This is a genomic window from Campylobacter concisus, assembly GCF_003048775.2.
GTDB classification, from domain to species: domain Bacteria; phylum Campylobacterota; class Campylobacteria; order Campylobacterales; family Campylobacteraceae; genus Campylobacter_A; species Campylobacter_A concisus_I.
Genome location: NZ_CP049272.1, coordinates 364,882 through 391,594 on the forward strand (window position 1 = coordinate 364,882; position 26,713 = coordinate 391,594).

The following is a 26,713-nucleotide window of genomic DNA, read 5'->3' on the forward strand; positions in this document are numbered from 1 at the left end:
ATAGAATATCGATTTTAATTTTATCTAAAGGAATTCTATGAAATTTAGCATACTTGCTTCATCACTGATCTTTAGCTCGCTGTGGGCTTTAGATACAAATAACAGTGATTATTCAGTTGTTTTACCAACTATCGAGGTGGAAGGTATCTCGGAGCAAAATACCCTAAAAGGTTATATCGCGTATGATAGTGCGGATATCAATAGAAATGGACTCAGTAACAAAGAGACGCCACAAACTATCGAAAATATAGATATACAAAAGAACAGAAGCTACGGCACAAATGATCTCTCAAGTATCCTAGAAGGAAATGCTGGTATTGATGCAGGCTATGATATGAGAGGCGAGAGCATCAAGATAAGAGGCTTTAGTGTTGATGGTGGCGATATATATAGAGATGGTGTTAGAGATTCTGGCCAGATAAGACGCAGTACAGCAAATGTTGAGAGAGTTGAAATTTTAAAAGGACCAGCTTCGATCTTATATGGAAGAAGCGATGGCGGTGCGGTTGTAAATCTAGTTAGTAAGAAGGCAAATTTTATGCCTGTTTATAAGCTCTCAGGAAGAGTTGGCAGCTGGAGTAGATATGGTGGTGGTATCGATATAAATCACGTAGTAAATAATCAATTAGCTGCAAGATTAACGACTGATATGGAGCGTGGAAAATCATGGAGAGAGGGCGTAAAATATAAAAATTTTATGGTAAGTCCAAGCATTATTGTGACAAATGATGGCGGAACGGTAAGCTTTGAGGCGCAATACACATATGATAATGCTTGGCGTGTACCTGATAGAATGCCAACAAAAAGTGTCTATGACAAGCTTGGTATCGACTATACAAAGGGATTTTCTCATGATGGAGACTTTGTTGAAGACAAGCTTCATTTCTTTCGTACCGAGCTAAATGCAGAGTTAATAAAGGATATGAATTTAAAATGGGTTTTTGGTTATAGAAAAGCTAGTCAAAATTTTGACCATTATTTTAGTGGCACCATAATGCCTGGAAATAGACTAAAGCAAAACTATGCTAAACAACAAACTGATAATGACACACTCTCAAATGCTATAACACTTACAAAGGAGCTTGAATTTACAAGATTTAAGCATAATCTTACTTTTGGATATGACAACAGCGTAGAAACTCGCCATCCAAGGCTTTGGTTTGATAGTGCAAAAAATGTAACTATAAATCCATATGCATCAAGATCAAGTTGGGGTAGTGTTGGCTACATACCACTTAATACTGATAATAAGCATAAAGCCATAAATAATGGAGTATTTCTCGAGGATCTAATAAGCTTAGACGACAAATATAGGCTACTGATTGGTGGAAGGCTTGACTTTTATAAGTTTAAAACAAGAAATATTGCAGATATGACAAATAGCTACAAAGGGCACTCTTTTAGTCCAAGAGTAGGCTTACTGTGGGACTTTTTTCCAGAACATACCGCATACGCCTCATACTCAAAGAGCTTTGCACCTTATGGTGGTCGCGGGAATATAGGTATAAGTATAGGCGATACAACGATGCTTGATCTAAAACCGCAGAATAATGAGCAATATGAAATCGGCTTAAAAAGCACATGGGCTGATAATAGATTTAGCTCAAACTTAGCGATATTTCAGATCGAGCATAACAATATAAGATATAGACCAGATCCTATAAATGATCCATATACTTGGGCGCAACGTGGTAAAGAGCGAAGTCGTGGTATAGAGCTAAATATCTTGGGTAAAATTTATGAAAATTTATATCTAAGAAGCTCTCTTGGATATATGAGGGCCATTATCGCAAGTGATAAATCAAATCCATTAAACGAAAGACTTAGTCTAAACAATACAACCAACTGGCAGGGCAATGTTTTTTTAAGATATGCTAAAAACGATAAATGGTATGTCGAAAGTGGAGTAACAGGATACTCTAAACGATATAGCTACCGCATAAGTAATGGCAGAGTCATAGACGAACATCTCCTTGGTTTTGCTAGATTTGATGCAAGTGCTGGATATAACTTTAACGAACACGCTCAAATAACACTAGCGATAAATAATATCTTAAATAAAAAATACTGGCGTTCTGATTCAAGACCGGGTGATGAGAGATCGTTTATGCTAAATATGCACTACACTTTTTAACTAAAATTTACACCGCCTTCTCTTTGGCGGTGTAATCTTTTACTGTGTGAAATGAAGTAGGAATTTTAGCCACAAAAAGATGGCTAAAACTGAGTTTATCTTAAAATTTGAATCTTTGCTTTTGCGCGGAGTTTATCAAAATAATCAGCCATAAGTTTTTCTTGCTCACCTTGATAAAGCTCATTTATAACATTATCCTTAACGTCTGCAAAGCTTGGAGTGTATGAGCCGATCTTCTCTTTTACTAAAAACATATCAAAGCTGTCAGGCCCTTGCAAAGGCTGTGTGTAGTCACCGTTATTTGTGCTTGAGATGATCGCAGCAAGCCTTGGATCTATGCTTTGATAGTCCAAACTAACCTCTTGTGTTTGCACGCCGTCTAGCAGCTTCGGACTTGTCTTTTGAGCCTCAAGTAGCTCAGGATCTTTTGCTCTATAAACTACGACTCTAGCGGTGCTAAAGACCTTAAATTTATCAGGATTAGCATCAAAATACATCTTTGCTTTTTGCTCATTTACATTTTTGCCAGCTTCAGCCAAAATGCTTTTATAAAGCTTTTCTTGAAGCATCTTTTTTTCTATGTTGTTTTTAAACTCCAAAAAGTCCATGCCTTGAGCTTGGATAGAGCTTCTAAACTGCGAATTTGTCATACCATTTTGCTTTGCGATTGATTCGATCCTGTCGTTTAGCTCAAATGGTGTTACGCTAATGTTTAAATTTTTTATCTGAGCATCTTCGAGTCTATCTCTTATGAGTAAATTTAAAGCATCTTGTTCGCTAGCTCTTAGCTGCTCTTTTAAGCTATAAACTTCATAAAGCGTGATTGGTTCGTTCTCTACAATAGCTGCGATACCGTTTATCATCTGAGCCGAATATAAATTTAAAGCACTTAGCATGCCAGTAGCCAAAAAGAGCAATTTTTTCATAATAAAACCTTTATTTAAGTATTTAGTAAATATAATTTTGGGCAATTATAACATAAAAATAAGGCACAAAATGATAGTTACTAGATTTGCTCCTTCGCCTACTGGATACCTACATATAGGCGGACTTAGGACAGCCCTTTATAATTATTTATACGCAAGAGCTAATAATGGAAAATTTTTACTTCGCATCGAAGATACTGATTTAAAACGAAACTCAGAAGAGGCCACGCAAGCCATAAAAGAAGCGTTTGCTTGGTGCAAGCTAGATCACGACGGCGAAGTAACATATCAGTCAAAGAGATTTGATCTTTACAAAGAGTATGTTAAAAAATTACTTGAAGAAGGCAAGGCATATAAATGCTATATGAGTAAGGATGAGCTTGAAGAGCTTAGAGCTAGCCAAGAGGCAAGAAAAGAGCGTCCAAAATATGACAACAGATATAGAGATTTTACTGGCACGCCTCCAGCCGGCATCGAGCCAGTCATCCGTATAAAAGCCCCATTAAGTGGCGAAATCGTCATACATGATGGCATAAAGGGCGAGGTTAAATTTAAGGTTGAAGATATCTTAGATGACTTCATCATCGCTAGAAGCGACGGCACACCGACCTATAACTTCACAGTTGTGATAGATGACGCATTAATGGGCGTAACAGACGTCATCCGTGGCGATGATCACCTCTCAAATACCCCAAAACAGATTGTTCTTTACGAAGCACTTGGCTTTAAGGTACCAAAATTTTATCACGTAGCGATGATAAACGGCGAGGACGGCAAAAAGCTTAGCAAGAGGCACGGCGCAACTGACGTTATGGAGTATAAAAAGATGGGTTACTTGCCTGAAGCGCTCTTAAATTTTCTCGTTCGTCTTGGCTGGAGCCACGGCGATGATGAGATTTTTACTATCGAGGATATGCTTAAATACTTCAATCCAAACGATATCAACAAAAGCTCAAGCACCTACAACGCTCAAAAGCTTGACTGGCTAAATTCTCACTACATTAAGACTTTACCTTACGAGAGGCTAGCGCACGATATGCTTGAGTTTGGCGTAGATTTTAAGGCTTTGGTAAAGGGCGAGCTACTGCTAAATTCGCTCCGTGAGAGATCAAAGACACTAATAGAAATGGCAAATAGCGCAAATGCGATCATCAACGCTCCAAAAAGCTACGATGAGAAAGCATGGGCCAAATTTATAAATGAAAATAGCAAAGAAATTTTGGCTAAATTTGCTCAAATTTTAGACCGCGACCTTGACGCGAAGGGCTATGAGGAGCTAACTAATAAATTTTTAGAGCAAAATGGCTTAAAGCTAAAAGACCTAGCTCAGGCTCTAAGAATAGCGCTAACTGGCTCAAGCGTGAGCCCAAGCATCTTTGAAGTGCTTGAAGTAGTGGGCAGTAGCGAGACGAAAAATAGAATACAAAATTTATTAAAGGAAGAAAAATGACACATGTAACTAAAGAAGAAGCATTAAACTACCATATAGGCGGTAAGATCGAGATAAAGGTAAAGACGCCTTGCGAGACGTCAAGAGACCTTTCAATGGCCTATACACCAGGCGTTGCAGAACCTTGCAAAGAGATAGAAGCTGATAATGAACTAGCTTATAAATATACAAATAAAGCAAATCTGGTAGCTGTTATTACCGATGGCACAGCTGTTCTTGGGCTTGGCGACATCGGTGCGATCGCTGGCAAGCCAGTTATGGAAGGAAAGTCAGTTTTATTTAAAAAATTTGCAAACGTAGATGCCTTTGACATCGAGCTAGACGAGCATGATCCAGATAAGATCGTTGAGATTTGCAAGGCCCTTGCTCCGACATTTGGTGGTATAAATTTAGAAGATATCCGTGCTCCAAAGTGCTTTGAGATCGAGAGAAAGCTTCAAGAAGCAGTCGATATCCCAGTCATGCATGACGATCAGCACGGCACGGCGATGATAACAAGTGCTGGCATGATAAATGCGATGGAAATTTCTGGCAAAGATATCTCAAAGATAAAGATCGTAGTTAGTGGCGCAGGTGCAGCTGGTATCGCTTGCGCGAAGATGTATAAAGCGCTTGGTGCAAAACACATCGTGATGATAGATAGTAAAGGCGTCATCCACTCAAAAAGAACAGATCTTACACCTGAAAAGGTAGAGTTCGCGCTTGAAACTGAGGATAGAACTTTGGCTGATGCGATGAGGGGCGCTGATATGTTTTTAGGCCTTTCTAAGCCTGGCGTACTTACAAAAGAGATGGTTGCTTCAATGAATAAAGAGCCTATCATCTTTGCTTTGGCAAACCCAGTGCCTGAAATTTATCCAGAGGATGTTGAGGCTGTAAGAAGTGACGTTATGATGGGCACAGGCAGAAGCGACTATCCTAACCAAGTAAATAACGTTTTGGGCTTTCCTTTTATCTTTAGAGGTGCGCTTGATGTTAGAGCTAAAAAGATCACTGAAAATATGAAAATGGCAGCAGCTAAAGCGCTTGCACAGCTTGCAAAAGAGCCAGTGCCAGCTGAAGTTTTAAAAGCAAGTGGCGTTAGCGAGCTAAAATTTGGCAAAGAGTACATCATCCCAAAACCATTTGACAAGCGCGTACTAACAGCGGTCGCTCCAGCAGTTGCAAAAGCTGCAGTTGAAGATGGCGTAGCTAGAGTAAAAGATTTTGATGTTGAGGCTTATAGAGCCAAACTTGCAAAAGGATTTTAAAATTTAGCCCAAATTTTGGGCTAAACTCTTTTGGCATTTTGTAAAGATAAACCCTGTAAAAACAGTAAATTTAAGGATAAAAAATGCAAAACGTTAAACTCATCTCGCACCCACTGATCGAGCATAAATTAACTATTCTACGTGATAAAAACACCCAACCTTTTCAGTTTCGCATGCTAGTTGATGAGATCAGCTATCTTATGATCTTTGAGGCGACTAGAAATTTAAAAGTAAAAGATGTCAAAGTCCAAACTCCAGTTGCGGTGGCAGATGCAAAGAGGCTTACTACAAAAGTGATGATATGCCCCATCTTAAGGGCTGCTCTTGGTATGCTTGATAGCGTTTTTACCATCATTCCAGATTCAAGTGTGGGCTTTTTGGGTTTTCAGCGAAACGAAGAGACAGCACAGGCTGAGTTTTTCTACGCAAAGCTTCCAAAAGACGCAAAAGAGCGCATGGCGATTATCATCGATCCTATGTTTGCAACTGGTGGCACGGCGATAGATGCGGTCAAATTCTTGCGTGAAAAGGGCGTTAAGGAGATCAAATTTATCTCTATCATCTCTGCTCCTGAGGGGCTAAAGAGATTTAGTGAAATTTACCCAGACGTTGAGGTCTATACAGCATCGATTGATGAAAAGCTAAATGAGAAAAACTACATCGTACCAGGTCTTGGTGATGCTGGCGATAGAGTTTTTAACACGCTTTAAGGGCAAAATTTGAATAAAAGACTTTTGCCAGCCTTAGTTGCCTTTGTCATTGCTATCATCGTTGGCACCTTCTTTTTTTCAAAAGAGGGCGGCGAAGCAAACAAAAACGCTCAAATTTTACTTGAGCAGCTAAACAAAGAGGGACAAAGGAGCCAAAGTCTTGCAGAAAATGGCTCATACACCTCAAAAGATGAGGTTGCTCTTTATATCTATAAATTTAACAAACTGCCAAAAAATTTCATAACCAAAAAAGAGGCACTTGAACTTGGCTGGGACGCAAAAAGCGGAAATTTATGGCAGATAAGCGGTGGCAAAAGTATCGGCGGAGATAGATTTTCAAACAGAGAAAAGAGGCTGCCAGAAGCTGATGGTAGAAAGTGGTTTGAGTGCGATGTGAATTATAATGGCGGCAGGCGCGGCGCTGAGAGAATTTTATACTCAAACGACGGCCTTATCTACTACACGCCCGATCACTACGAGCATTTTTATCTGCTTTATGAAAAGAGGATGCAATGAAAATCGTGATCTTGGATGCTAAAAAGATGCTCGAAAAAGAGAAGATGCATGAGTATTTTGCTAATAAATTTGACTTACCAGAGTACTACGGCAAAAATTTAGACGCGCTCTTTGACTGTCTTTGCGAGATAAATGAGCCAACGCTTATAAAGCTAAAAAATGAAAGTGCTTTGGATAGTGCCACAAACGTGAGCTTGATTCGGCTATTTTGCGATGTTTGCAACGAAAATGAGCTAGTTAAATTTGAGCTTGTAAAAGATGAAAAATGATATTTGGAAAGATTGATTATCTAAATTTACTCCCATTTCACGTATTTTTAAAATCAGCTCCACTAAGTTCTCAGATAAAAAAGGCGATCGAGTTTAAAAAGGGTGTGCCAAGCAAGTTAAATAGGGCGCTAAATGCCAGAAAAATCGATGCTGCGGTGATCTCAAGCATAGCTAGCAAAAAGGCAAATTTAAAGAAGCTAAATTTTGGAATAGTCGCCAAAAAAGATGTAAAAAGCGTGCTTGTGCGCAAGAACTCAGCCTCAAAGCCAGATCCTGCCTCAGCCAGCTCAAACGCCCTAGCCAAGGTGCTTAAGCTAAATGGCGAGGTGATCATAGGCGACAGGGCGCTAAAGGCATACTTAAGAGAGGGTAAAGAGTGCTTTTACGACCTTGGTAAAATTTGGTACGAAAAGACAAATTTGCCATTTGTTTTTGGTAGATTTTCTTACGTAAAAAATGGCTCGTTTTACAAAAAACTGGTCGCAAAATTTCTACAAAAAAATGTAAAGATCCCAAACTATATCTTAGCCCAGTATGCCAAAAGCCGCGACATAAGCGAGCAAGATATCAAGTGGTATCTTAAATTTATAAGCTACAAAATAGGTCCAAAAGAGCAAAAATCACTTCGAAAATTTTTTAAAGAAAATAGATTATTAAAAGCAGCAAAAAAGAATTAAATTTTTATAGCTTCTTAGCAGTTGCCAAGAAGCTATAAAATTTAGTGGCGCATATGCATATTAGTTGAGTTATCATAGCTCATATTTTGCATCATTATCTTTTGGTGATCATGCATCGGCATATCTGCTGGCATGTTCATTGGTATATTCATCTGCATATTCATCGCGCCCTCATTAGCCTTGTAGCCTGTTGTGGTAGGATCAATCATGCTAAATATCATAGCGACGTGTCCGACAATCAAAAAGAAGATGAGCAGGCAAAAGTGAAGCTTTAGTTTTGCTCTTTCGTTTGCGCTTTTATAGATCAAATTTAGCTCTAAAAGTGCGATGCCAAGAAGCGGGATGACGCCGATAAGATAAAAAATTTACACATAGATGACCAAAATAGCTAAAAACGCCAAAAATAACTACAAAATTTAAGAAGATATAAATTTACTCCTAGCCAGGCTAAGAGTAAATTTAAGCTAGTCTTTAAACTCGTGTGAGATGACTGGGGAGAATTCCTCCCAGTGAAGCTTGGTTTTAATAGTTGGCATCTTGCTTTGAAATGGCTCTTTTTTAAGTGCTGCCATAGCGACACTATCGCCTTTTGGTTTAGCTGGTGCTTCTACGTTTAAGACCGCTCTTTCAAGCTCGATGAAGTCTTTTAAGATGATCGCATACGAACGAAAGAAATTTGCCTCTTTGTGAGCTAAAAGTAGCGAGCCAAACTCATCTACAAATAAATTTAAAGTTTCAGAAAATAGCTTGTTGCTAATATTTTTTGCATCATTAAACTCATCTTTTAAAAATGTAGCCATCGCTAAAAATATAAATCCAACGTAGTCCTCGCTATCTTTGCAAAGCTCGCTATCACGTCTATATGGGCTTAGTTTTAAACATTCAATAACCCTAAGCCTAGCTGCTCCGTTATCTCTGCCCTCTTCATAAAATGAAGCACTTAAGGGGATATTTGTAAAGCCAAAAAGAACGTCATTTTGTTCTTTTGAAAATTCTTCAAAGCTAAATTTATCTAAATTTTTAAATGCAGCATCACTATCCTTGCTTAAAGGATTTGCGCTTAAGTATTTTAGCTGCTCTTTCCACCTTGAAAATTTCTCATCATTTGTGTAAAAAAACATAGGATATGCTAGAAATTCGTAAAAATATGATCTTGCTTTTATAATGTTTTTATCCATTTAATAAATCCTCTTTCATTGCGTTTATTTGGGCTTGAACCATTAGTTTGGCCTTACAGTCAGCACAGCAGTAAAGTGCTTTTATCTTAACCCTATCGTTGCCAAATCTTGGTTGCATTATAGTTGCGATCTTTTCGACCGCTTTTTTAGTCGCAAACTCTTTTCCGCACTCAACACAGGCAAAAAGCTCATCTCGTGCTAGCTCATTATAGGTAAAAAACTCAGGCTTAAGAGAAATTTTCCCAACTTCAAGGCTTATGGTATCTTTTTCAGCACAGCTTAGTTCGCAGTATCCGCAAGCTGTACAGACGCTTGGATTAAATAAAATCGAATTTGTCTTTTTATCAGCCACTAGCGCACTTACGTTACAAGCACCAACGCAACTTAGACAAAGTGTACAGCTATCAGTATTTATCTTAACATCGCCGTATCTTATCATCTCACCGCTTTTTACAACGCCAAGATCTTCGCTACCTACTAAAAACTCAAGTCTTTTTGCAAAAATTTCTCTTTTTGGCAAGGCATATTCGTTTATCGTGTGCTGTGAGTCAGCTATAAATTTTGCTTTTTTGAGCGCATCTTCAAGCTCATTTTTATCTTTAGCGTGATAGATCGCCGTCTCTTTAAATTTAAGCTCATAAATTTGATTTAAGATGCTAATGGCGTCTTTTTCGCCTTTGCCAAGAGTTTTGCTAAATAAAATCACACTCGCACCACTTTCTTGAAGCAATGTAAGTAGATGAGCTTGATTTAACATATGTGGTGCTAATATGAAAAAAGGTAGGACATTTTCAGGTAGACTTATATTTAGCTCGTCTAAATTTGTTTCATTAGAGATTATTAGTGGAATTTTACCTTTGTAAAGTTTGGCAATAGTAGCAAATGAGTTTTGTGGCATAAGTGTAGAGTCAAGAGATCCGCTAGGGCAGACGCTAATGCAGTTACCACAATTTACACAATCGATTTGTGAAAAAACAAGATGCTTTGTCTCGTCTTCTTTTAAAATGGCTACAGTTGGACAAACATCAACACAGCGTCCACAAATTTCATTTCGTCGTTCGTGATATTGGCAAATCGAAGAGTCGTATTGAGTTAGGCTTTTGTACTTAAATTTTGGAGTTTTTTCATTTAAAATTTTAAGCACAGCTTCATCTTCTAGCCCAGCTATTTCGTAACAGCCGCTTTGTTTTAGCATATAATCCCTTGCATTTTCAACCAAGAAAAAGTCACAATCGACCTCAAATTCGTCATTTGCTCTAAGTATCAAAACACTAAGCTCGCCAGCTGCGCCATAAATAAATTTCACTTCAAAATGCGTTAATTCAATGACTTTATAGCCATTTTCTTTTAATAAATTTGCTAGCTCCTCACGGCCTGAGTTGCTTACTATTACGACGTTTTTTCCGACTTCTTTTTCGTAATCAACATCCTTTGCCATGTCAAATGCAGTTGCTCTTGCTTCATAAAGCAAAAGTGTATTTTTAGCTTTTTCTAAGACGCTTGCGGTTGTATTTTTTAGATAAAAATTTATCTCAGGTGCGGTAATGTTTGCTTTAAGCTTTGGTGAGTTAGAAACTAAATATTCTTCCTTTTCGTTATTTATTTCTATCTGTTCATTTAACATCAAAGTATCGTCAAAATCGTTATAAAAGCCAAATTCTTTCATAATTTCTCCTATTATCAAAAACAGGCTTATTTTAATATTAATGGGATTAATAGACTCTGAATTTTATATGTTCCTTTTTGCTCTAAGGTTTAATTTATAATATTTTTTATGTTAAAATCACGGCTTGGTAAAACTAACTTACTAGGAGCACAAATTGAGCGATTTAAGAGATATCCCACAAGTTGATAAGATCATAAAAAACGAAGCATTTTCAGGATTTGATATAAATTTAGTCACATTGCTTGCGAGGCAAATTTTAAATGAAGTTAGAGCTAAAATTTTAAATGAAAATGCAAATTTTGGGTTGCAAGAAATAATAGATTTAATCCTAAACGAATATCATAAATTTAATGAATCAAGCCTTCAAAGAGTGCTAAATTTAACTGGTGTAACCATTCACACAAACCTTGCTAGAAGTGTCATCGATAAGGAAATTTTAAACCGAGCGACGCCTGTTATCACAGGATACTCAAACCTTGAATACGACCTAAAAACAGGCAGTCGTGGCAATAGATACGACTATATCGGTGAGATGATCGCAAGAGCATTTGGTTTTGAAGACGCTATCGTTGTAAATAATAACGCAAGTGCTGTATTTTTGGTGCTAAATACCTTTGCAAAAGGCAGAGAAGTCGTCGTTAGCAGAGGCGAACTAGTCGAGATCGGCGGTAGTTTTAGAGTGCCTGAGGTGATGGTAAATGCGGGCTGCTTTTTGAAAGAGGTTGGCACGACAAACAAAACTAAGCTAAAAGACTACGAAGAGGTAATTAATGAAAATACGGCGATGCTTGTAAAGGTTCATCGCTCAAATTTTGACATCGTGGGCTTTAGTGAAGAGGTTACAGCAAATGAACTAAGTAAATTGGCATGTGAGCAAAATTTGATAGATTATTTTGATCTTGGCAGTGGATTTTACGGAAATTTGCCCTTCAACTTAGACAAAAATGAGCCAGATCTAAAAAATTTAAAAGATGTTTCGCTAGTTAGCTTTAGCGGTGATAAGCTGCTTGGTGCGGTGCAGTGCGGAATCATTGTTGGCAAAAAAGAGCTCATTGCAAAGCTTAGAAAAAACCAGCTTTTAAGAATGCTTCGCGTAGATAAAGTGATCATCTCGCTTTTGGCTGAGAGCATGAAAGCTTATTTAAACAAAGAATTTGAGCTAATCACAACACAAAAACTACTTCACAAAAGCGTAAAAGAGCTTGAAAGCTTAGCAAATTTTATAAATAAAAATCTAAAAACCCCGCTTGAGATAGTTCGTACACAAACCTTTGTAGGAGGCGGTGCGATGCCAAATAAAAAAATTCCAAGCGTGGCTTTGGCAGTTAGTGGAGATGCAGTTTTAAATGAGCAAAAATTTAGGCAAAAAAAGGTGATCGGCCGCATAGAAAATGATAAATTTTTGCTTGATTTAAGAACGCTTTTAGATGAAGATGTAAATGAACTAATAAAAATAATAAATGAAACGGAAGAAAAATGAGTTTAATAATAGGAACAGCAGGGCATATAGACCACGGAAAAACCGCGCTTATAAAGGAGCTAAACGGCTTTGAGGGGGACAATCTTGAAGAGGAGAAAAAGCGTGGCATAACGATCGATCTAAGCTTTTCAAATTTAAGCAAAAATGATGAAAATATCGCATTTATCGACGTGCCAGGACATGAAAATCTCATAAAAACGATGATAAGTGGCGCGTATGGCTTTGACGCGTGTTTATTTGTGGTGGCGGCAAATGACGGCCTTATGCCTCAAAGCTTGGAGCACCTTGAAATTTTAAATCTCCTTGGTGTGAAGTCTTTGATCGTGGCACTTACTAAGTGTGACCTCGTAGATGAAGCGACTATAAATTTAAGAAAAAAAGAGATAAGAGATGAAATTTCTAAATTTAAAAACCTGCAAATTTTAGAAATTTTTGCCGTTAGTATAAAGGATAAGGCAAGCATCAATGAGCTTAGAAACTACCTCTTTACATTAAGAGCTAAAAAGCGCGATGAAGACGGCGTTTTTAGATACTACATCGATAGGGTTTTTAGCCTAAAAGGTATCGGAAATGTCGTAACTGGCACCGTTATAGAGGGAAGCGTTAGTAAAAATGAGAAGCTTTTTAACTATGACGCCGGCAAAGAGGTGCTAGTAAGAAGTGTGCAAAGCCACGATAAATTCGTAGATAGCGCAGGAGTTAGCAGCCGTGTGGCGCTAAATCTAACTGGCATTGAGCTTAGCGAGCTAAAAAAAGGGCAGTTGCTTAGTAAAAAAGGCTTTTTTAGGGGATTTAGAGAGGTTGATGCGGTCGTAACTGCTAAAAATCTCATTCACTCGCAAAGCGTAACCTTTTGCGTAGGAGCTAAAAATGTGCCTGCAAAGGTGCTAATCCTTAGCCAAAAAGATGATAGCTACTTTGTTACCTTTAAATTTCAAAGCGATATGTTTTTGAAATTTGACGAGGCATTTGTGCTTATCTCAGATGCACGCGTGATAGGTGGCGGCAGAGTGCTAAATCCTGTGCTTGAGCCACTAAAAAAAGCTGGCAAAATTCTCTTTTTGGCTGCACTTTTAAAGCATGATTTTGTTGGAGCCTTTTCTATACTTAAAGAAGCCCACAAAAATGGCTTTGGCATCATCTCTTCTTATCAAAGATTTGGTCTAAATCACGAAGAGGCCGTAAATGTAGCCAAAAAAGTCTCAAACGTCTTTGTCGATGAAAAGGCTTTAAACATCTACGATCTAAGCGCGGTTGAGCGGATAAAATCAGCCATTAAATTTATGATAGAAAAGAACGAATTTGCCGTTTTCTCAGCTCAAAGTATAAGCTTAAAACTTGCTTGGGCTAGTCAAAATTTGGCTCAAAAAGCACTTGATGAGCTTGAAAGTATAAACTTAATCTCTAAAAATGATGGCGTCTATACAAAAAAAGGCGTTGATATAAGCAAACTAAAAGTAAGGCTTGAAGAGAAAATTTATGAAATTTTAGAAAGTGGAAAGCTAGCCCCAACGGCACCTTATAATATATATGATGAGCTGGAAATAGATAGGCTAAGTGGTGATAATGCACTTAAAAAACTAACTGCAATGGGCAGAGTTGTAAGGCTGGAGCATAATCTTTTTATCACTAGAAATTCGCTAAAAATGGTACTTGATAAGCTAAGAGAGATCATCAAAAATCAAGGCTTTGTAAATGTCACAAATGCCAAGGATGCACTAAATTTAAGTAGAAAATATGTAATCGCTTATCTTGAGCAACTTGACCTTGAGAGTGACATAATGAAGCAAGGAAATGATAGAGTCTTTCGTGGTTAGTATTCATTTACAAAAAGCAAATATAATCCGCCAAATTTTTAAAAAGGAAAAAAATGAAAAAAGTGGTTTTGGCCTCAATAATAGCGGCAACTAGCCTAATGGCAGCAAGCGATAAGCAAATAGAAGATTTTTACTCAGAAGTTTTTAAAAATCAAAATATCGATGATGTTAATGTAAAAGTCGTAGAACGCACTAAAATTTTAGATGATATAGAAAAAGTAAGCTTAAAATTTAGCAAAGGAGATATGTCTCAAGAAGATGTGACTTTTGTTAAGGGCGATCTTATGTTTCCTGATGTTGTAAATTTAAAGGAGCAAAAGTCTTATTTGGCTGAAGAAAAAAAGGTAATCGCAGAAAAAGCAGCACTTGATTTAGTAAAATCACTAGCTAAAATTTATAAAAATGAAGACAAGGCAAATGTTATAACTCTTGGCAATGATAGCAAAAAGCCAACTCTTATCATGTTTTCAGATCCTGAATGCCCATATTGTAGGGCCGAGCTAGCAAAGATCGAAACGACATTAAAAGACAATAATGTTGAAATCATCCTAACTCCAGTGCATGAACTATCATCTTTGCAAAAAAGTGCTTTGATCTATAAAGATATAAAAAATGCAAAAAGTGATAGCGATAAGGTTAAAATTTTAAGAAAGTATTTCTCTGAAGATTATAACGTGGATGAAAAAAATGTTAGCAAAGAAGAGAGCGACAAGATCGATACTTTACGTAAAAAATATTTCTCAGCTGGCGTTAGATCAGTGCCATTTATAATAAATAAAAGTGATCTAAAATAACATTTTCTAGGGAGCTCTCCCTAGAATTTATACTTTAAATTAGCCTTTCTCTCAAAATTCATAAAAGTTAAAATATTAAATATATTTTCTTATATTTTTAACAATAACTTAACATATTTAATTAAAGCTTTATATTTACTTTGATTATCTTGCAATTATGCTAAATTTGCAGAGTTTAAATCTAGGCTATAAAAAGCCCTGAAATAGGCCTTGCAATATTTTAGAATTTCTAAAGTTGCAAATTGTGAAGACCAATCAAACCAAATTCTCAAATTTTTAAGTTTGAGAGCTAAGGAGAAAAAATGCAAGGATCAAGAAGGGATTTTCTAAAAAAATCTCTAAAAGTCGGTGCTGCCGGCGGTGTACTAGCAGTCTCAGCCGTAGCAAAAGTGACTAGTGACGACTTAGCTCCTGATGACAATGGTGTCGTCGTTGGCAAGTCAAACAAAAAAGAGGTGCTTTATAAAAAAAGCAAGAACTGGGAAACCTACTATAAAATCGCTTACTAAGGGAGAAAACCATGAGTGATGCACGTATAGGAAGACGTTCATTTTTAAAGCTAGCCGCACTTGGTGCTGGAAGCACAATGGCTTTTGGAGAAAATGAAACGATAAGAAAAGCAAGTGATGAGGAGATAAAAAATCCTTTCCCTGGCTCAAAAAAGGTTAGAACGATTTGTTCTATTTGCTCAGCAGGCTGTGGTATCGAGGCTGAGGTAAAAGATGGTGTTTGGGTTCGTCAAGATATGGCGATGCACCATCCGATATCTCAGGGCTCACACTGCTCAAAAGGTATCGATCAGATCGACCTTACACACAGCAAACAACGTATCAAATATCCTATGAAAAAAGTTGATGGTAAATGGCAAAGAATTTCATGGGATCAAGCTGTAAATGAGATCGGCGATAAGATGCTTCAGATCCGCAAAGAAGATGGCCCTGATAGTGTTGTTTTCTTAGGATCGGCTAAATTTAATAACGAGCAAGCATATTACTTTAGAAAATTTTGTGCATTTTGGGGTACAAACAGTAACGATCACGTAGCAAGAATTTGACATAGCGCAACAGTCGCCGGTGTGGCGAATACTTGGGGTTATGGCGCGATGACAAACCACTTTGGAGATATGGCTGCGAACTCAAAATGTATATTTATCATTGGAGCAAATCCAGCTGTGGCAAACCCAGTTGGTGGCATGAAGCACACTTTACAAGCAAAAGATAGAAACAATGCAAAAGTAATTGTAGCTGATCCAAATTTTACAAAGACAGCTGCACATGCTGATCTTTATTTAAGACAAAGATCAGGAACTGATATTGCACTTGTTTATGGTCTTATTCATATCATTCTTAAAAATGGCTGGGAAGATAAAGAATTTATAGAAAATAGAACTTACGGTATTGATGAGATAAGAAAAGAGGCTGAGCACTGGACACCAGAGGTTACATCTGATGTTACTGGAGTACCAGTTGATAAACTACTAAAAGCTGCAGATATCCTAGCTCATACAAAACCGGGTACTGTTGTTTGGGCACTTGGCATTACTCAACACTCAGTTGGTACATCAAATACAAGAATTTTACCTATCCTTCAACTAATTCTAGGAAATATGGGTAAAGCAGGTGGTGGCTGTAATATCATTCGTGGTCACGACAACGTTCAAGGCTCAACTGATATGTGCAACCTTTCAGATAGCTTGCCAATGTATTATGGCTTAACTGATGCAGCATGGAAATATTACTGCAAAGGCTGGGGCGTTGATTATGATGAATTTATTAAACGCTTTGCAGTCTCAACAAAAGAGCCAAAGCAAGGCGGTACTCCTGTTAAAAACACAGTCTTTGAAGAGTATTATTACCACGATCCTAAACATCCAGAAGATAGAAACTGGAGAAACGAAAAAGGCTGGTCACTTTCAAAATGGTGGCAAGGCGTCTTGAAAGAGGAGAATACATTTAGTAGTGGTGCATTAAGAGTTCTTTGGGTTCAAGGAACTGGTCTGACATCTATGGCGCACTTGGCTAAAATCCAAGAAGCAGCTTCAAAACTAGATATGATCGTTGTAGCAGAGCCATTTGTAAATGAAATTTCTATCCTTTCAGACAGAAAAGATGGCGTTTATATCTTGCCAGTAGCAACTGCATTCGAAAATGAAGGTCACCTAAGTGCTACAAACCGCTCAGGACAATGGAGAACAAAAGTTGTTGATCCACTTTATGAGAGCAAGGGCGATCACGAAGTGATGTTCTTGTTTGCTAAGAAATTTGGCTTTTACGATGAATACGTAAAAGGCATGAAAATGGGTATCGTAGATCGTGAAATAAAACAAGTAAAAGATGACTTTGTATGGCCTGATGATGCGACAAATGAGATAGCAAGAATTGGAAATTCTATAGGTTATGGTGGTAGAACAGCCGAGATGTTTAGACGCCATCAAGCAAACTGGGATAAATTTGATCCAGATACGCTAATAGGTATTGGCGGTGAAGTCAAAGGCGAATACTACGGTAAACCATGGCCAGCATGGGATGAAAAACACCCTGGAACACCAATACTATATGATATGAGCAAGCCTTATGTTGAGGGCGGTTCAGGCTTTAGAAATCGCTTTGGTCTAGAGCATAATGGCGTTAGTCAGCTAGCTAGTGAAGAGACAACACTTGTTGGCTCAGCTATAAAAGGTGGCTATCCACAAATCACAAAAGAGAATATAGAAAAAGTCTTAGGCATAACTCTAACTGAAGAAGAGAAAGCTAAGATGGGACCAAGCTGGAGTATGGATTATAGTGGTATTATCTTTGAAAAATGCCGTGAAAAAGGTGTTGTACCTTATGGTAATGCAAGGGCAAGAGCTATCGTTTGGGAATTCCTTGATCCTATTCCAAAACATAGAGAGCCTGTTCACTCACCACGCTGGGATCTTGTTCAAAAGTATCCGACATTTGAAGATCAAGCTAGAAATTTCCGTGTTTCTACTAAGTTTAAGTCAGAGCAACAAGCAAAAGATTGGTCAAAAGAGTTCCCTATCGTGTTTAGCACGCAACGCGTCGTAAACTTAAGTGGTGCAGGAATGATCGAAAGAACTAGTAAATATCTATCAGCTATCACGCCAGAGATGTTTGCTAATGTTAATCCAGAGCTAGCTTTAAAATACGGCATAAAAGACCGCGATATGATGTGGATTCACAGCCCACAAGGCACAAAGATCAAAGTAAGATGCTATCACAGCCAGATGGTAACTCCAGATAGAATTTGTATGCCATACAACTTCGCTGGTATTATGCAAGGTGTTGATCTTTCAGCTCGCTATCCAGAGGGCACTAAGCCTTATGTTATCGGTGAGAGCTTTAACACAGTTACTAACTACGGATTTGACCCAGTTACTCAAATTTCAGAGTTTAACGCAGGTCTTTGCCGTATAGAAAAAGCTGAGGAAAATACATTTAAAACATCGTTTTTCCATGAATATGGCGAGAGAGACGCCATGGGTAAAGAGTAAGGAGGAATAAAATGGCAAGAATGAAATTTTTCGTAGATACTGATAGATGTATTAGTTGTTATGGTTGCCAAGTTGCTTGCTCTTCTGCTCATGAACTTCCAGTAGGAATTTATAGAAGAAAGGTCATTACGCTTCACGATGGCATTGAAGGTAAAGAGGTTTCAACTACTATTGCATGCCAACACTGTACTGATGCACCTTGCGAGCAAGTTTGCCCGGTCGATTGTTTCTACATTAGAGCTGATGGCATCGTGCTTCATGATAAAAATATATGCATAGGCTGTGGTTACTGCTTATATGCTTGTCCGTTTGGTGCACCACAGTTCCCTAAAGATGGAGCATTTGGTGTAAAGGGCGTTATGGATAAATGTACAATGTGTGCAGGCGGTCCAGAGCCAACAAACTCACACGAGGAGAGAGAGCTTTACGGCCAAAATAGAATGGCCGAAGGAAAAGTGCCTATGTGTGCGGCTGTTTGTGCTACAAATGCACTTTTAGTTGGAGATGCGGCTGAAGTATCAAATGTATATCGCAAACGCGTTATGCTAAGAAACACCGGGCTAAATGCCTAACAAGAAGGAGAGCATTTGCTCTCCTTTAAATTCAAAATTTTAAACTTAAAACCTTTTCATTTTTTATAAAGCTACTATTTTTTACTCAAAAGATAAATTTTAAATTTACATTAGAAAATTTCTAAAACCATTTAAAATTGGCTATTTGAAGACAAATTTCTCTTTATTATCTCAATTTGCTCTATTTTATGATAATCGTTTTTATTTTAATCAAAGTAAAGCCTTGGTAATATTCGCTTCAAAAAAATCTCACAGGTGGTTTATTTAATGAATAAATTCTTAAAATTTATACTAATTATGTTGTTGCCTATTTGGCTTATAGCAAAAAATGAGGATTACGAGCAGGTCGCAGCTCAGATAAAAGAGTCGCTACAAAAAGTAATAACAGAGTATAGAGCGGGCAATGTTGAACAAGCGGTCAGTGATACTCAAAATGCTTATTTTGGTTTGTTTGAAGATGTCGAAGCTGGCATCAGAATAAATTTAGGTCAGAAAAAAGCTTACTCTATGGAGAAGCAATTTGGCGAGATCAGAAAAGCGATAAAAGCTGGCGAAGCACCAGATGACGTGCAAAAAAGAATAGACCAGATAAATAGCGAAATCGCTGAAGTTCTACCAGTTATTTTAAACGGACACAAGCTTGTTGGCGAGTATTCAGACACCCCAGCTCAAGCTGCTGCAAGTGGCTATGATACTTCTAAATTTATCCCTGAATGGAAGGTAGCATTTACAAATTTATCAGCTGATATAGATAAAGCAATAGTAAGCTATGAGAGTGATAAACAAGATGATGCTAAAAGTGCTATCCAAGATGCTAAATTTACAGACTACAGAAATACTCAACTTGAAATCGCTATTCGCCAGCATATAGAAAATGGTAAAAGCATAGATGCTGATATCCAAAGAAAGATGGGCGAAGCGATCAGCGGCATCACAAATGGTATAAGCAAAGATGACTTTAAAACTAAGCTAGATGAGATTAAAAAGCTAGCATATGAGGCAATCTCAAAACTCCCAGCTGATACTGCAAAACTTGCAAAAGTTGATATGAGCGATGTAGAAGCAGCTTCTGAAGAAGATAGTGGTGTAGATTATACCAAAGTCGTTCAAAACATAAACGACAAAATTCAAGCTACTATCACACTTTATAAAAATGGTGATGCAAAAAAAGCCATGGGTGATATCCAAGACATCTACTTTGATGAGTTTGAAGGTAGCGGCATGGAGAATAAAGTAGGCGCAATAGATGTAAATTTAAAAACAGCTATTGAAGCTACATTTGGCAATCTTGTAGCCCTTATGAAGTCAGGCGCAGATGAAAAAACTCTTCAAGAAAGTGCAAGCAAAATGTCATCTCAGCTTGCAACTGCACTTGAGAAAACTAGCAGCTCAAGCTCACCTTGGTCTTTATTTGTTTGGGCTTTGACTATTATTTTAAGAGAGGGCTTTGAGGCACTTATCATTGTTGCTGCTGTTGTTGCATATCTTGTAAAAACTGGTAATGCTAAAGCGATGGGCAAAGTTGTTTATAGCTCAGTTGGCGTGGCTGTCATCTTAAGCTTTGTCATGGCTTGGATAATGAATGTCATCTTTGGCGAGGCAGCAGGTCAAAAAAGAGAGCTTATGGAAGGCATCACGATGCTTGTTGCAGTGGGACTTCTATTTTACGTTGGCTTCTGGCTTCTTTCAAATGCTGGCGCTAAAAAATGGAACGACTACATCAAATCACATGTATCTGAGTCTATCTCAAGTGGCTCGAGCACAGCGCTTTGGTGGACTGTATTTTTAGCGGTATTTAGAGAGGGTGCTGAAACTGTACTATTTTATCAGGCACTTATTTTTGGAGCTAAAGATTCAGCTGGTTATTCGATGATCGCTGCTGGCTTTGTGATAGGACTTGTCGTTCTTTTAATAGTCTATTTCTTATTTAAAATTTTTGCTGTTAAAATTCCTATTAAACCATTTTTTATATTTACGTCAGCGATCATCTTTTACATGTCGATCGTCTTTGTTGGCAAGGGCGTTGGCGAGCTAGTTGAAGGCAAAATTTTCATCCCAACTATCATAAAAGGACTTAGCTTCCCTGACTGGACGAGAGATTGGCTAGGACTTCAGCCATATTATGAGAGCTTAGTGCCTCAAATCATTATGGTGCTTGCCCTAGTTATTGGCATCGTTATTATGAAATCAAAACAAAATAAAAATTAATCTTATTTAAAGGAGAGAATATGAATAAAATTCTTGGTTCAGCTCTAGCACTTAGCCTAGCAGCTGGTTTTGCACTTGCTGGAGAGCACCCAATCGGTGAGCCTGTAGAGGCTAATGGAATGGAGATAGCTGCAGTTTATTTGCAACCAATCGACATGGAACCAAAGGGTATTGACCTAGCTCCAAGCCTAGCTGATTTTCACCTAGAAGCTGACATACATGCTATTGCTGGTAATAAAAACGGCTTTGGCGAAGGTGAGTGGATCCCATACCTAAAGATTAACTACGAGCTAAAAAACCTTGATAACGGCAAAGTTAAAAAAGGTACCTTTATGCCAATGGTTGCAAGCGATGGCCCACACTATGGTGCTAACGTAAAAATGGATACAGGCGTAGGCAACTATGAGCTTAAATTCCACATTGATAATCCAGAAAAACAAGGTTTTGGTCGTCACGCTGACAAAGAGAGCGGTGTTGGTAAATGGTTTGAGCCTTTCACAACAACTTATAAATTTCAATGGACAGGTGGTCCTGTTAAATAATCACCAGGGGCGTTCTCGCCCCTTTTAAAAAATTCTCACAGGGTTTAGTTATGTCAATTTATTTCTATCAGGTCTTTTTAGCCCTCCTTGGATTTACGCTTTTTGCTGCCTTAAATAACAAGGATAAAAGTTTAAAAACACTTTTTTTACCGTCACTTTTTGGAGTCGTAGCTGGCGTATTTATTTTTAAAGTCGTTCGTCACGCACTTATAGATGATCAGTTTAAAATTTTCATCGATTCAGTGACGCTAGTTTTTCTACTAATTAGCATTTTATGGATATTTCTTGAGCTTAAGATAGCAAAAATTGTAACGTTTTTTGTTTTAGGCATCGGCTTTGGCTTTGGCTATAGTTCAAGCAGTGTGTTATTTCCACTATTTGGTGGTGAGCTACTAGATACGCTTTCTGTCATTAGCTTCTTTCTAATGATATTTGCAATGATTTTGCTCGTATTTTTATTCTTTTTTATTTCGAATTTAAAATCTAGCATTTCTCCATTAATAGCTAAAATTTTAGCCCTTATCACTTTAGTTTTCTTGCTAATCGATAGGAGCTCTCAGACAGCACTTGAGCTTTTGCGTGCCGGGGCTTTAAAAATAAGTAGTGAGTTAAACTCCCAGATTCTATCTGTCAGTGCAAAAGGTATTTACGTATCAGAATTTGGTACTTATTTTTATATCTTTGTGATCTTACTTTTATGCATCACCGCACTTTTCTTTATGCCAAAAAGTATTGATAAAAATAAATTTGGTTCTATCAAATACCGCTTTACAAAAGCCATTAGAGAAAATATTTCTGATAATGCAAAATTTGCATTTTGTAGTATTTTGATAGCACTTGGATTTTCGCTCTATTATGATCTTTACGCATCTCGTCCACCTGAAATTTCAGAGCCAGTGCTAGTTGAGCCAGTGGGAGATAAATTTATATTTGATGTTGATATGTTAAAAGATAATGAACTTCATAGATTTGCTTATATAACAGATGAGGGCAAGCAGATAAGGTTTTTCTTGTTAAATCGCTTTAGCGACCGTGTATCGCCTGTTATCGTCTTTGATTCTTGTATGATTTGCGGCGATATGGGCTATATAAAGAGAGGCAATGACCTTATTTGTATCTCTTGTAATGTTAGAATTTTCTTGCCATCAGTTGGCAAAGAGGGTGGTTGCAATCCGATACCAATGCCATTTATCTTCGATGGCAAAAATATCATAGTTGATTATAAAACTATTACAGATGGAGCAAATTTCTTTAGTAAGGTTGTCGAAAAAATGGTACTTGACCCAGTTAGTCGCAAAAAAGTGAGCAACCTTGAGTCAAGATCATATTTATACTATGGACGCACATATTTCTTTGAAAATAACGAAACTCAGGCGAAATTTGAAGCAAATCCAGAAAAATATGTAGAAACAAATGGAACGTTAAAATGAAAAATATGCAACTAAGAATGATAAAAAGCTCGATCACGGGCTCAAAGGTGCAAAAGACGATGGCCTTTATCACCATACTACTAGCTGCTCTTTTGATAGCTTGCATGCTAAATATCACGCTAAAAATCGGCGATCAAGTAGCAAGCGAGCTTAGAGGATATGGCTCAAATATCGTTGTTTTGCCACGAGGTGAGAGCTTAAGTATCGAGATCGAGGGTAAAAATTTCACCCCACTAAAATCACAAAATTTACTCTCAGAAGCTGATATTTATAAGATAAAAGAGATCTTTTGGAGAAATAATATCGTTGCTTTTGCGCCGTTTTTAGAAGCAAAAGTTAAAGATGAAAAAGGAATTGAATTTGCCTTTGAAGGAACCTATTTTGATAAAAATATCGGTCTAAAAGATGAGCCAGAATTTAGCACAGGCGTTAAGAGCTTGTATGGATTTTGGGGCGTTGAGGGTGTTTGGCCAAAAGATGAAAGTATGGATGAAATTTTAGTTGGCGAAGAACTTTCTAAGGCTAAAAATTTAAAGGTTGGCGACAAGCTTAGCCTTGCTGGTAAAAACGGTACAAGAGAGGTTAGCGTAGTTGGAATTTTAAAAGGAGCTAGTGACGAGACGCATAAGCTAGTTGGCTCACTAAAGCTTGCTGGCGATCTATCAGGTCACGCTGGATCATATACAAAAGCTGAGGTCTCAGCCATGACGATCCCAGAAAATGACCTATCGCTAAAAGCAAGAAGAAATTTAGACAATCTTGATAGCGCAGAGTACGACAAATGGTACTGCTCAGCCTATGCAGGATCAATCGCATTTCAGATAGAAGAAAATTTACCAAACGTTAGCGCAAAAGCAAGCCTTCAAGTAAGTGATGCAGAGAGCAACATCGTAAAGAAAATCCAAAGCCTAATGGGCATCGTTAGTATCATCGCTCTTGTGGTTTCAGCTATTGGCGTAACGTCGCTAATGACAAGTGAAATTTACCGCCGTAAAAAAGAGATCGGCCTTTTAAAAGCCATAGGTGCTAGTAACTTTGAAATTTACGCCCTTTTTGCTAGCGAGAGCCTTGTGGTAGCCTTTTTTGCAGGCATCACGGGAGCATTTTTAGGATACGCACTAAGCTACGTGATGTCTTACATTATCTTCTCACATGGCATCGGTATAGCTTGGATCGTACTACCAATTAGCGTGGCATTTGCCCTACTTATCTCAGTCGTTGGCTCGCTAATGCCAATGAGAAACGTCATAAATTTACTACCTGCGGAGGTGCTATATGACCGCAAATAGCAAATTCTTTTACAATACAATTTATAAAAGTTTAAAAAACGGCTCATCAAGAGTCATGGTCATCGTGATCTCTATCTTGCTTGGAGCATGCGTGTGTGCTGCGTTTGTTAATGTCTATCTAGACATCGACTCTAAAGTCTCACGCGAGCTAAAAACTTATGGTGCAAATATGATCTTTGCTCCAAAAGATATGGCTACAAGCGATGATATGAGTGAAAAAACTTACAATGAGATGATCGCTAAAGTACCAAAAGATAAGCTTCTTGGTGAGAGCGGTTATCTCTTTGCTCAGGCAAATATCGGTCCAACAAATGCTATCGTCATGGGAACAAAATTTAGCAATCTAAAAAAAGTTAAACCATTTTTAGATGTTAGAGATGGAACGATGATAAATGTCGATTTTGACGATAAAAACGTGCTAATAGGCGTCGATCTAGCTCGTCAGGCTGGCTTTAAAGCAGGTGATGATATAGAAATTCGCGCCATTGGCTCAAATGAGAGCATAAATGTAAAGATAAAAGGCGTAGTCGCAAGTGGCGACAAAGAGGATGCGCTTTTGATCACGTCACTATCTTTGGCTCAAAAAATTTCAAATAAAGCTGGCAAAATAAACTATGCTGAAGCTGTTGTGCTTGGTAACTTTGACGAGATAACATCGCTCGCAAAGACTATAAGTAATGAAGAAATAGCTGCAAAACCAGTGGCAAAGGTCTCAAAGTCTGAGGGCTATATTTTGGAGAAAATAAAGCTATTAATGGCACTTGTTAGCCTTGTTATTTTGCTCATTACTTCAATGTGCGTAAACACAACGCTTAGTGCTATCTTGCTCTCTCGCTCAAAGGAGATCGCACTTCTGAGAGCCATAGGTGCAAGCAAAAAGGATGTATTAAAGCTGTTTGGCTTTGAGACATTTGTGACAGCGCTCATCTCAGCATTAGTTGGTGCATTTTTAGGATATTTACTAGCTCAAATTTTAGGTTATGCGATATTTGATTCTAGTATTGATTTTAGAATTTTAAGCATCCCAGTAGCTGTGATAATATCGCTTTTATTTGCAGCGATCGCAGCATTTTATCCGATCAAACGGGCACTTAATAACAAAATGGCAGATACACTAAGAGGAGAATGATATGCAAAATGCACTAGAATTAAAAAATATTTGTAAAATTTTTGGCGATGTTAAAGCACTTGATGATATAAATTTTGAGGTTAAAAAAGGTGAGTGGGTCAGCGTCATGGGACCAAGTGGTAGTGGTAAGAGTACGCTTGTAAATATCCTTTCTCTAATGGATACTCCAAGTAGTGGCACTTATATGCTCGGTGGCGATGATGCGAGCAATCTAAATGCTGATGATACACTTAAATTTAGACGTGAAAAGATCGGTCTTATTTTTCAGCAGTTTCACTTAGTGCCATATCTTAGCGCACTTGAAAATGTAATGATTGCTCAGTACTATCACAGCTCAGTTGATGAAGAGGACGCTAAAAAGGCACTTGAGGCAGTTGGTCTTTCTCACAGGCTAACACACAGACCAAGTCAGCTAAGTGGTGGTGAGCAACAACGTCTTTGTATCGCACGCTCGCTCATAAATGATCCTGAAATTTTAATAGCAGATGAGCCAACTGGTAACCTTGATGAAGCAAATGAAAGAGTTATACTTGATCTATTTTGCAAGCTAAGAAAAGATGGCAAGACGATACTTCTAGTAACTCACAACCCTGATCTTGGCGAGTATGGCGATAAGATCGTATATCTAAGACACGGCAAATTAGAGAAAATTCGCACTATTGAAAACCCAAAGGTGCCAAATGAGATATAAAATTTTATTTTTATGTCTAGTCTCAGCTCTAGTTATGGGCTGCGTCAAGCAGTATGAAAAGCATCATATCACGCTAAATGACTCAAGTGGCATTGATACGCAGTTTTTTCCAACGGAAAAGAGGCTAAAGATAGGCGATAAGCCATATATGCTATTTTTCTTTGGCACTGACTGCGGAGTATGCAAGGCCGCTATACCTGATCTAAATACGCTTGAAAAAGAGTATGGTAAAGAGGTTCAATTTATTGGTGTTTTAGGGCCTAGCAAGGGTTTTGATAAAGATATTGAGCTTTTAAAAGAGCACAACATTACATTTAAAACTACGAGCGACAAGGTTTCAGTTGATTACTTTAGCAAGGCAGTTGGCGGCGTTATGGGCGTGCCAGTTATCTATTTTTTTGATAAAGATGGTAAGATGCGATCAAAATTTATCGGTCTTACACCAAAAAGTGTGCTTGAAGGTGCTATAAGATCGCTCTTATAGGAGTG

At 37.8% G+C, this 26,713-nt stretch carries 24 protein-coding genes and 1 pseudogene; 21 read left to right on the forward strand and 4 right to left on the reverse strand.

Going from position 1 to position 26,713, the window contains the following annotated elements; genetic code table 11:
* Positions 1 to 37: 37 nt before the first annotated feature.
* Positions 38 to 2,134, forward strand: a complete 2,097-nt coding sequence (locus CVT17_RS01785) for a TonB-dependent receptor (protein ID WP_107858467.1) — start codon at positions 38 to 40, stop codon at positions 2,132 to 2,134.
* A gap of 95 nt (positions 2,135 to 2,229) precedes the next feature.
* Here the strand turns inward: CVT17_RS01785 and CVT17_RS01790 are convergent, their stop codons facing one another.
* On the reverse strand, positions 2,230 to 3,060 hold the full coding sequence (locus CVT17_RS01790; RefSeq protein ID WP_107858468.1) for a peptidylprolyl isomerase: 831 nt from the start codon (positions 3,058 to 3,060) through the stop codon (positions 2,230 to 2,232).
* A gap of 70 nt (positions 3,061 to 3,130) precedes the next feature.
* Between CVT17_RS01790 and gltX the strand changes: the two genes are divergently transcribed.
* The 6 genes from gltX to CVT17_RS01820 all read left to right on the forward strand — a co-directional run bounded on the left by gltX (position 3,131) and on the right by CVT17_RS01820 (position 7,932).
* Positions 3,131 to 4,510, forward strand: coding sequence for a glutamate--tRNA ligase (gene gltX / locus CVT17_RS01795; RefSeq protein ID WP_021090970.1), 1,380 nt, complete (start codon positions 3,131 to 3,133; stop codon positions 4,508 to 4,510).
* The gene (locus CVT17_RS01800) at positions 4,507 to 5,760 is read left to right on the forward strand and encodes a malic enzyme-like NAD(P)-binding protein (protein ID WP_107858469.1); all 1,254 of its coding nucleotides are present in this window, start codon (positions 4,507 to 4,509) and stop codon (positions 5,758 to 5,760) included. The genes gltX and CVT17_RS01800 overlap by 4 nt, the downstream gene beginning before the upstream one ends.
* 83 nt (positions 5,761 to 5,843) lie before the next feature.
* On the forward strand, positions 5,844 to 6,470 hold the full coding sequence (upp, locus tag CVT17_RS01805) for a uracil phosphoribosyltransferase (protein ID WP_107858470.1): 627 nt from the start codon (positions 5,844 to 5,846) through the stop codon (positions 6,468 to 6,470).
* A gap of 9 nt (positions 6,471 to 6,479) precedes the next feature.
* The gene (locus tag CVT17_RS01810) at positions 6,480 to 6,986 is read left to right on the forward strand and encodes a ribonuclease domain-containing protein (RefSeq protein ID WP_107858471.1); all 507 of its coding nucleotides are present in this window, start codon (positions 6,480 to 6,482) and stop codon (positions 6,984 to 6,986) included.
* Positions 6,983 to 7,255: a barstar family protein gene (locus CVT17_RS01815; protein ID WP_107858472.1), complete on the forward strand. Its 273-nt coding sequence runs from the start codon at positions 6,983 to 6,985 to the stop codon at positions 7,253 to 7,255. The genes CVT17_RS01810 and CVT17_RS01815 overlap by 4 nt, the downstream gene beginning before the upstream one ends.
* Positions 7,252 to 7,932: an MqnA/MqnD/SBP family protein gene (locus CVT17_RS01820; RefSeq protein ID WP_107858473.1), complete on the forward strand. Its 681-nt coding sequence runs from the start codon at positions 7,252 to 7,254 to the stop codon at positions 7,930 to 7,932. The genes CVT17_RS01815 and CVT17_RS01820 overlap by 4 nt, the downstream gene beginning before the upstream one ends.
* A gap of 41 nt (positions 7,933 to 7,973) precedes the next feature.
* Here CVT17_RS01820 and CVT17_RS01825 read toward each other — a convergent pair whose 3' ends face one another.
* The 3 genes from CVT17_RS01825 to CVT17_RS01835 all read right to left on the reverse strand — a co-directional run bounded on the left by CVT17_RS01825 (position 7,974) and on the right by CVT17_RS01835 (position 10,776).
* A complete protein-coding gene (locus CVT17_RS01825) occupies positions 7,974 to 8,297 on the reverse strand; it encodes a DUF6803 family protein (protein ID WP_346765812.1) in 324 nt (107 codons plus the stop codon).
* Positions 8,298 to 8,396: 99 nt separating this feature from the next.
* A complete protein-coding gene (locus CVT17_RS01830; RefSeq protein WP_107858474.1) occupies positions 8,397 to 9,110 on the reverse strand; it encodes a TorD/DmsD family molecular chaperone in 714 nt (237 codons plus the stop codon).
* Complete coding sequence (locus CVT17_RS01835) at positions 9,103 to 10,776, reverse strand: 4Fe-4S binding protein (RefSeq protein ID WP_107858475.1); 1,674 nt, start codon at positions 10,774 to 10,776, stop codon at positions 9,103 to 9,105. The genes CVT17_RS01830 and CVT17_RS01835 overlap by 8 nt, the downstream gene beginning before the upstream one ends.
* A 154-nt stretch (positions 10,777 to 10,930) precedes the next feature.
* Between CVT17_RS01835 and selA the strand changes: the two genes are divergently transcribed.
* The 14 genes and pseudogenes from selA to CVT17_RS01905 all read left to right on the forward strand — a co-directional run bounded on the left by selA (position 10,931) and on the right by CVT17_RS01905 (position 26,708).
* Positions 10,931 to 12,256: an L-seryl-tRNA(Sec) selenium transferase gene (gene selA / locus CVT17_RS01840; protein WP_107858476.1), complete on the forward strand. Its 1,326-nt coding sequence runs from the start codon at positions 10,931 to 10,933 to the stop codon at positions 12,254 to 12,256.
* Entirely contained in the window at positions 12,253 to 14,073 is a 1,821-nt protein-coding gene (gene selB, locus CVT17_RS01845; RefSeq protein WP_107769752.1) for a selenocysteine-specific translation elongation factor, read from the forward strand. The genes selA and selB overlap by 4 nt, the downstream gene beginning before the upstream one ends.
* A 53-nt stretch (positions 14,074 to 14,126) precedes the next feature.
* Positions 14,127 to 14,867 carry a thioredoxin domain-containing protein gene (locus CVT17_RS01850; RefSeq protein WP_103624582.1) on the forward strand — a complete coding sequence of 247 codons (741 nt, stop codon included), beginning with the start codon at positions 14,127 to 14,129 and terminating at the stop codon, positions 14,865 to 14,867.
* 302 nt (positions 14,868 to 15,169) lie between these two features.
* Positions 15,170 to 15,376, forward strand: a complete 207-nt coding sequence (locus CVT17_RS01855) for a twin-arginine translocation signal domain-containing protein (RefSeq protein WP_009294906.1) — start codon at positions 15,170 to 15,172, stop codon at positions 15,374 to 15,376.
* Between the two features lie 77 nt (positions 15,377 to 15,453).
* Positions 15,454 to 15,648 (forward strand): annotated as a pseudogene (locus tag CVT17_RS09505) (hypothetical protein); the annotation flags it as partial.
* Between the two features lie 60 nt (positions 15,649 to 15,708).
* Positions 15,709 to 18,363, forward strand: a complete 2,655-nt coding sequence (locus CVT17_RS01865; RefSeq protein ID WP_230853322.1) for a formate dehydrogenase subunit alpha — start codon at positions 15,709 to 15,711, stop codon at positions 18,361 to 18,363.
* 11 nt (positions 18,364 to 18,374) lie between these two features.
* Positions 18,375 to 18,935 (forward strand): formate dehydrogenase FDH3 subunit beta, encoded by a 561-nt coding sequence (gene fdh3B, locus CVT17_RS01870; protein ID WP_021090689.1) that lies wholly within the window; start codon positions 18,375 to 18,377, stop codon positions 18,933 to 18,935.
* 267 nt (positions 18,936 to 19,202) lie between these two features.
* A complete protein-coding gene (locus tag CVT17_RS01875) occupies positions 19,203 to 21,143 on the forward strand; it encodes an FTR1 family iron permease (protein WP_107858477.1) in 1,941 nt (646 codons plus the stop codon).
* Between the two features lie 20 nt (positions 21,144 to 21,163).
* Positions 21,164 to 21,685 (forward strand): iron transporter, encoded by a 522-nt coding sequence (locus CVT17_RS01880; RefSeq protein WP_107769750.1) that lies wholly within the window; start codon positions 21,164 to 21,166, stop codon positions 21,683 to 21,685.
* A gap of 50 nt (positions 21,686 to 21,735) precedes the next feature.
* Complete coding sequence (locus CVT17_RS01885; RefSeq protein WP_107769749.1) at positions 21,736 to 23,115, forward strand: Fe-S-containing protein; 1,380 nt, start codon at positions 21,736 to 21,738, stop codon at positions 23,113 to 23,115.
* Positions 23,112 to 24,404 (forward strand): ABC transporter permease, encoded by a 1,293-nt coding sequence (locus tag CVT17_RS01890; protein WP_107858478.1) that lies wholly within the window; start codon positions 23,112 to 23,114, stop codon positions 24,402 to 24,404. The genes CVT17_RS01885 and CVT17_RS01890 overlap by 4 nt, the downstream gene beginning before the upstream one ends.
* Complete coding sequence (locus tag CVT17_RS01895; protein WP_084108994.1) at positions 24,391 to 25,533, forward strand: ABC transporter permease; 1,143 nt, start codon at positions 24,391 to 24,393, stop codon at positions 25,531 to 25,533. Before CVT17_RS01890 ends, CVT17_RS01895 begins: the two co-directional genes overlap by 14 nt.
* 1 nt (position 25,534) lies before the next feature.
* Complete coding sequence (locus CVT17_RS01900; RefSeq protein ID WP_054196145.1) at positions 25,535 to 26,224, forward strand: ABC transporter ATP-binding protein; 690 nt, start codon at positions 25,535 to 25,537, stop codon at positions 26,222 to 26,224.
* Positions 26,214 to 26,708 (forward strand): TlpA family protein disulfide reductase, encoded by a 495-nt coding sequence (locus CVT17_RS01905; protein ID WP_107858479.1) that lies wholly within the window; start codon positions 26,214 to 26,216, stop codon positions 26,706 to 26,708. The genes CVT17_RS01900 and CVT17_RS01905 overlap by 11 nt, the downstream gene beginning before the upstream one ends.
* Positions 26,709 to 26,713: the final 5 nt, after the last annotated feature.

Excerpts from the sequence above, each read along its gene's own strand:
- CVT17_RS01880 (WP_107769750.1), top strand. The coding sequence starts at position 21,164 with ATGAATAAAATTCTTGGTTCAGCTCTAGCACTTAGCCTAGCAGCTGGT.
- CVT17_RS01855 (WP_009294906.1), top strand. The coding sequence starts at position 15,170 with ATGCAAGGATCAAGAAGGGATTTTCTAAAAAAATCTCTAAAAGTCGGT.
- CVT17_RS01885 (WP_107769749.1), top strand. The coding sequence starts at position 21,736 with ATGTCAATTTATTTCTATCAGGTCTTTTTAGCCCTCCTTGGATTTACG.
- CVT17_RS01850 (WP_103624582.1), top strand. The coding sequence starts at position 14,127 with ATGAAAAAAGTGGTTTTGGCCTCAATAATAGCGGCAACTAGCCTAATG.
- CVT17_RS01875 (WP_107858477.1), top strand. The coding sequence starts at position 19,203 with ATGAATAAATTCTTAAAATTTATACTAATTATGTTGTTGCCTATTTGG.
- CVT17_RS01905 (WP_107858479.1), top strand. The coding sequence starts at position 26,214 with ATGAGATATAAAATTTTATTTTTATGTCTAGTCTCAGCTCTAGTTATG.
- CVT17_RS01830 (WP_107858474.1), bottom strand. The coding sequence starts at position 9,110 with ATGGATAAAAACATTATAAAAGCAAGATCATATTTTTACGAATTTCTA.
- CVT17_RS01835 (WP_107858475.1), bottom strand. The coding sequence starts at position 10,776 with ATGAAAGAATTTGGCTTTTATAACGATTTTGACGATACTTTGATGTTA.
- CVT17_RS01900 (WP_054196145.1), top strand. The coding sequence starts at position 25,535 with ATGCAAAATGCACTAGAATTAAAAAATATTTGTAAAATTTTTGGCGAT.
- fdh3B (WP_021090689.1), top strand. The coding sequence starts at position 18,375 with ATGGCAAGAATGAAATTTTTCGTAGATACTGATAGATGTATTAGTTGT.
- CVT17_RS01895 (WP_084108994.1), top strand. The coding sequence starts at position 24,391 with ATGACCGCAAATAGCAAATTCTTTTACAATACAATTTATAAAAGTTTA.
- CVT17_RS01820 (WP_107858473.1), top strand. The coding sequence starts at position 7,252 with ATGATATTTGGAAAGATTGATTATCTAAATTTACTCCCATTTCACGTA.
- selB (WP_107769752.1), top strand. The coding sequence starts at position 12,253 with ATGAGTTTAATAATAGGAACAGCAGGGCATATAGACCACGGAAAAACC.
- upp (WP_107858470.1), top strand. The coding sequence starts at position 5,844 with ATGCAAAACGTTAAACTCATCTCGCACCCACTGATCGAGCATAAATTA.
- CVT17_RS01890 (WP_107858478.1), top strand. The coding sequence starts at position 23,112 with ATGAAAAATATGCAACTAAGAATGATAAAAAGCTCGATCACGGGCTCA.
- CVT17_RS01785 (WP_107858467.1), top strand. The coding sequence starts at position 38 with ATGAAATTTAGCATACTTGCTTCATCACTGATCTTTAGCTCGCTGTGG.
- CVT17_RS01815 (WP_107858472.1), top strand. The coding sequence starts at position 6,983 with ATGAAAATCGTGATCTTGGATGCTAAAAAGATGCTCGAAAAAGAGAAG.
- CVT17_RS01790 (WP_107858468.1), bottom strand. The coding sequence starts at position 3,060 with ATGAAAAAATTGCTCTTTTTGGCTACTGGCATGCTAAGTGCTTTAAAT.
- CVT17_RS01800 (WP_107858469.1), top strand. The coding sequence starts at position 4,507 with ATGACACATGTAACTAAAGAAGAAGCATTAAACTACCATATAGGCGGT.
- gltX (WP_021090970.1), top strand. The coding sequence starts at position 3,131 with ATGATAGTTACTAGATTTGCTCCTTCGCCTACTGGATACCTACATATA.